Here is a 4,669-nt window from a genome sequence, read left to right as displayed (position 1 = left end):
GCGGTGGTCCCACCTGACCCCATGCCGAACTCAGAAGTGAAACGCCGTAGCGCCGATGGTAGTGTGGGGTCTCCCCATGTGAGAGTAGGGAACTGCCAGGCATCAAATAAAACAAAAGGCTCAGTCGAAAGACTGGGCCTTTTGTTTTGTCTGTTGTCTGTCGGTGAGCGCGCTCCAGAGGAGGACAAATCCGCGGGGAGCGGATTTGAACGTTGCGCAGCAACGGCCCGGAGGGTGGCGGGCAGGACGCCCGCCATAAACTGCCAGGCATCAAATAAAGCAGAAAGCCCAGTCGAAAGACTGGGCTTTTTTGCGTTTGTGCCATCCGGGAAGGGTGCCGGCATGCCCCCCCGGTGGCGCTGCGCTTACCTGGGCCAGGGGCCTTGCGGGTTCTGTAGCCCGGCGCGGTACACCTCTCACCACTGGTAACGCTCCGCAATATTATTGCCTCTGTAATCAGGCAAGCCTTCCCCCGCCAGATACGGTAAACTAACGCCGATTTTGCATCAGGAAGCCACTATGAACCACTCCCTCAAACCCTGGAATACCTTTGGCATTGAGCGATCCGCCAATACGATAGTACGCGCCGAAACTGAGCAACAGTTGCTAAGCGCCTGGCAAACCGCTGCCGCGGCTGGCGAACCCACGCTAATCCTTGGGGAAGGCAGTAACGTCCTGTTTCTGAACGACTATGCCGGTACGGTGATCCTCAACCGGATTATGGGGATCGAGGTGAGCGAAACCCCGGATGCCTGGCGCTTGCACGTCGGCGCCGGCGAAAACTGGCATCAACTGGTGCAGTTCACGCTACAGCATGCGATGCCTGGTCTGGAAAATCTGGCATTAATCCCAGGCTGCGCAGGATCGTCGCCGATCCAGAATATTGGCGCCTACGGCGTCGAATTACAGCGGGTCTGCGAATATGTTGACTGCATCGAGCTGGAAACGGGACGTAAACAACGCCTTTCCGCGGCGGAATGCCGTTTCGGCTATCGCGACAGTATCTTTAAACATGAATATCAGGACCGCTACGCCATCGTCGCGATTGGCTTATCGTTAGCGAAAGCGTGGCGACCTGTGCTGAGCTACGGTGATTTAACACGTCTCGATCCGCAGAGAGTCACCCCGCAGCAGGTATTCGATGCGGTCTGCCATATGCGAATGACTAAATTGCCGGATCCAAAGATTAACGGTAATGCTGGCAGCTTTTTTAAGAACCCGATCGTCAGCGCTCAGGTTGCTGAAGCGCTGCTGGCGCAGTTCCCTCATGCACCGCACTATCCGCAGGCAAACGGCAGCGTCAAGCTGGCCGCTGGCTGGCTAATCGATCAATGTCAGCTCAAAGGAAAACGCATCGGCGGCGCGGCCGTGCATCGACAGCAGGCGCTGGTACTGATTAATGAAGATCAAGCGACCAGCGAGGATGTGATAAAGCTAGCCCATTACGTTCGCCAGCAGGTGGGGGCAAAATTCAATGTATGGCTTCAGCCCGAGGTGCGCTTCATTGGAACGCATGGTGAAGTCAACGCAGAGGAGAGCATTGCGTGAAAGACCATACTATCCCTTTAACGCTAATTTCTATCCTTGCTGATGGTGAGTTTCACTCAGGTGAACAGCTTGGCGAGCAGTTAGGCATGAGCCGGGCGGCGATTAATAAGCATATCCAGACGTTACGCGACTGGGGCGTCGATGTGTTTACCGTGCCGGGCAAGGGGTACAGCCTGCCAGAGCCCATTCATCTGTTGGATGAGAAAAAGATCTCCCAACAGATAGAGCACGGTCGAGTGACTGTCCTTCCGGTAATCGACTCCACTAACCAGTATTTGCTGGACAGACTGGATGAGCTGACGTCCGGCGATGCCTGCGTAGCTGAATATCAGCAGGCAGGGCGAGGCCGGCGAGGCAGAAAATGGTTTTCCCCCTTTGGTGCGAATCTCTATCTCTCGATGTACTGGCGTCTGGAGCAGGGCCCGGCAGCGGCGATTGGCCTAAGCCTGGTGATTGGTATTGTGATCGCTGAAGTGCTGCAGCAACTCGGGGCCGAACAGGTTCGCGTGAAATGGCCAAACGATATTTACCTGCAGGATCGTAAGCTGTCAGGGATCCTCGTGGAGCTGACGGGGAAAACGGGCGATGCCGCACAAATCGTCAGCGGCGCGGGTATCAACCTTGTGATGCGTCGTGTGGAGTCTGATGTCGTCAATCAGGGTTGGATCAGTCTTCAGGAAGCGGGGGTGGTCATCGACCGTAATCTCCTCGCCGCGCGCCTGATTAAAGAGCTGCGCCTGGGACTGGAGCTGTTCGAGCAGGAAGGGTTGGCTCCTTATCTGCCGCGCTGGGAAAAACTGGATAACTTTATTCATCGTCCGGTAAAACTGATTATCGGTGATAAAGAAATTTATGGCATTTCCCGCGGCATTGACGCCCAGGGTGCGCTATTGCTGGAGCAGGATGGTGTGATAAAAGCCTGGGTTGGTGGTGAAATATCATTGCGCAGCGCAGAATAAAAAAGGGAGCTCCGGCTCCCTTTGCTTTATTTACGTAAGCGTACCTGATTAACAGAATGATTGGCGCTCTTGGTCATAATCAGGCTGGCGCGCTCGCGAGTTGGAAGGATGTTTTCCTTGAGATTCATTAGGTTAATCTCATTCCAAAGCGAGGTGGCAATTTCGACCGCTTCTTCCTTCGACAGCTTGGCGTAATTATGAAAATAAGAATCCGGGTCGGTAAATGCCCCTTCCCGGAATTTAAGAAAGCGGTTGATATACCAGCTTTTCAATAATTCTTCCGGGGCATCGACATAAATAGAAAAGTCGACAAAATCCGATACGAATACATGATGCGGATCGTGTGGATAATCCATCCCACTTTGCAGAACATTCAGTCCTTCAAGAATGAGAATATCCGGTTGAGCGACGGTTTTATCGCCATCGGGAATAACATCATAAATTAGATGGGAATAAACCGGTGCAGTTGCCTGTGGTACCCCTGATTTGAGATCGGAGACAAACTTCACCAGCCGATGCATATCATAGGACTGCGGAAAGCCTTTTTTCTTCATTAACCCACGTTCTTTCAAAACTGAGTTAGGGTGCAAAAATCCGTCAGTGGTAATGAGTTCGACATGGCGATGCTCCGGCCAACGGCTCAGCAAGGCCTGCAGTACACGGGCGGTGGTGCTTTTTCCTACCGCCACGCTGCCAGCGATACTGATAATATAGGGAATTCGCTGACCGTTGGTGCCAAGAAATTGTTCGAGAACAGCCTGACGACGCAGGTTAGAACTGATATAGAAGTTGAGCAAACGCGACAGCGGCAAATAGATCTCAGCAACCTCTTCCAGAGAGAGATCTTCGTTGATGCCTTTTAACCGCGTGATTTCTTCCTCGGTTAACGTCATCGGGACAGAATCACGAAGTGCAGCCCATTGGTGGCGGTTAAATTGTAGGTACGGTGTCATTAACGTCTGCTCTTTTTGGCTCATAAGCATGTTCTTACCATCACCGAATACGTTGAAACGGCGATGCTTCACACGAGTTAATCAGGACAATGGGCAGGAGGGTAACACCAGATTGCCGGGAATAATAAGAAAAAAACTCATTGAATGCCGCTTTCTCGCGCCAGCGTCACAAGAGAGGAATAAGTTTCTTATGCTTTGCAAAGCATGGCCTTTGCTAACAGGATGGTACTAACGGCCTGCTGCCTTTCAGTTTACGGTCAGCATACGTTCCTGGTAAACGTGGCTGACCGAAACCGCGCCTGATGGGCCCGTTTGTTGGCGATTATTTGCACTCCTTTGTTTGAAATTACACCTTTTTTTCGCGTAAGAGCACAAAATGTGAGCAAGAGAACGTTTTATGCAAATTTTTAGTTGCATGAACTCGCTCCTCTCCCTAGAATGCGCGCTACTTGATGCCGACTTAGCTCAGTAGGTAGAGCAACTGACTTGTAATCAGTAGGTCACCAGTTCGATTCCGGTAGTCGGCACCATAACAATTTGGGTGGGGTTCCCGAGCGGCCAAAGGGAGCAGACTGTAAATCTGCCGTCATCGACTTCGAAGGTTCGAATCCTTCCCCCACCACCACTTTCTGGCGACGCTTTGCGTAGCCGGAGTTGGTTGGGTAAACTAATCAGCTCAATACTAAAGAGAGCAGTCTTTTTAGTATTACAGAAAGAACTGGGTAGCCGAGTTTCAGGATGCGGGCATCGTATAATGGCTATTACCTCAGCCTTCCAAGCTGATGATGCGGGTTCGATTCCCGCTGCCCGCTCCAGACGTGCTGATATGGCTCAGTTGGTAGAGCGCACCCTTGGTAAGGGTGAGGTCCCCAGTTCGACTCTGGGTATCAGCACCACTTCTTTTCTCTCCTTCCCTGTTTCTCTTCTGTTATGTTCATTCAACAAGTCGGGCATGTTGCCTGGTTGATGTGGTGATATCACCGATTTATCCGTGTCTTAGAGGGACAATCGATGTCTAAAGAAAAGTTTGAACGTACAAAACCGCACGTTAACGTCGGTACTATCGGCCACGTTGACCATGGTAAAACAACGCTGACCGCTGCCATCACTACCGTTCTGGCTAAAACCTACGGTGGTTCCGCTCGCGCATTCGACCAGATCGATAACGCGCCGGAAGAAAAAGCTCGTGGTATCACCATCAACACCTCT

The 4,669-nt window shown here is 52.0% G+C and carries 4 protein-coding genes, 4 tRNA genes and 1 rRNA gene; 8 read left to right on the top strand and 1 reads right to left on the bottom strand.

What is annotated here, in order from left to right:
- The 3 genes from rrf to birA form a co-directional block, all read left to right on the top strand.
- Positions 1 to 101, top strand: a 5S ribosomal RNA gene (gene rrf / locus ACQUTP_RS25590); the annotation flags it as partial.
- A gap of 418 nt (positions 102 to 519) precedes the next feature.
- Complete coding sequence (gene murB, locus ACQUTP_RS25585) at positions 520 to 1,548, top strand: UDP-N-acetylmuramate dehydrogenase (RefSeq protein ID WP_017901455.1); 1,029 nt, start codon at positions 520 to 522, stop codon at positions 1,546 to 1,548.
- On the top strand, positions 1,545 to 2,507 hold the full coding sequence (birA, locus tag ACQUTP_RS25580) for a bifunctional biotin--[acetyl-CoA-carboxylase] ligase/biotin operon repressor BirA (RefSeq protein ID WP_004206834.1): 963 nt from the start codon (positions 1,545 to 1,547) through the stop codon (positions 2,505 to 2,507). The genes murB and birA overlap by 4 nt, the downstream gene beginning before the upstream one ends.
- 26 nt (positions 2,508 to 2,533) lie before the next feature.
- On the opposite strand, the gene coaA is transcribed toward birA, so the two are convergent.
- Positions 2,534 to 3,484, bottom strand: a complete 951-nt coding sequence (gene coaA / locus ACQUTP_RS25575) for a type I pantothenate kinase (RefSeq protein ID WP_004206833.1) — start codon at positions 3,482 to 3,484, stop codon at positions 2,534 to 2,536.
- A 430-nt stretch (positions 3,485 to 3,914) separates the two neighbouring features.
- Between coaA and ACQUTP_RS25570 the strand changes: the two genes are divergently transcribed.
- From ACQUTP_RS25570 to ACQUTP_RS25550, 5 genes are all read left to right on the top strand, one after another.
- Positions 3,915 to 3,990 (top strand) — tRNA-Thr (locus ACQUTP_RS25570).
- Positions 3,991 to 4,000: 10 nt separating this feature from the next.
- Positions 4,001 to 4,085 (top strand) — tRNA-Tyr (locus tag ACQUTP_RS25565).
- A gap of 115 nt (positions 4,086 to 4,200) precedes the next feature.
- Positions 4,201 to 4,275: transfer RNA gene (locus ACQUTP_RS25560), tRNA-Gly, on the top strand.
- Positions 4,276 to 4,280: 5 nt separating this feature from the next.
- Positions 4,281 to 4,356, top strand: a tRNA-Thr gene (locus tag ACQUTP_RS25555).
- Between the two features lie 115 nt (positions 4,357 to 4,471).
- Positions 4,472 to 4,669: GTP-binding protein (locus ACQUTP_RS25550; RefSeq protein ID WP_032440645.1), on the top strand; the 198-nt coding region annotated here is incomplete at its 3' end.

The organism is Klebsiella sp. 2-CIP_Kleb. (assembly GCF_050378715.1).
Lineage (GTDB): Bacteria > Pseudomonadota > Gammaproteobacteria > Enterobacterales > Enterobacteriaceae > Klebsiella > Klebsiella quasipneumoniae.
The sequence above is the reverse complement of the archived record's forward strand: the minus strand, read 5'-3'. Positions and strand labels throughout refer to the sequence as shown.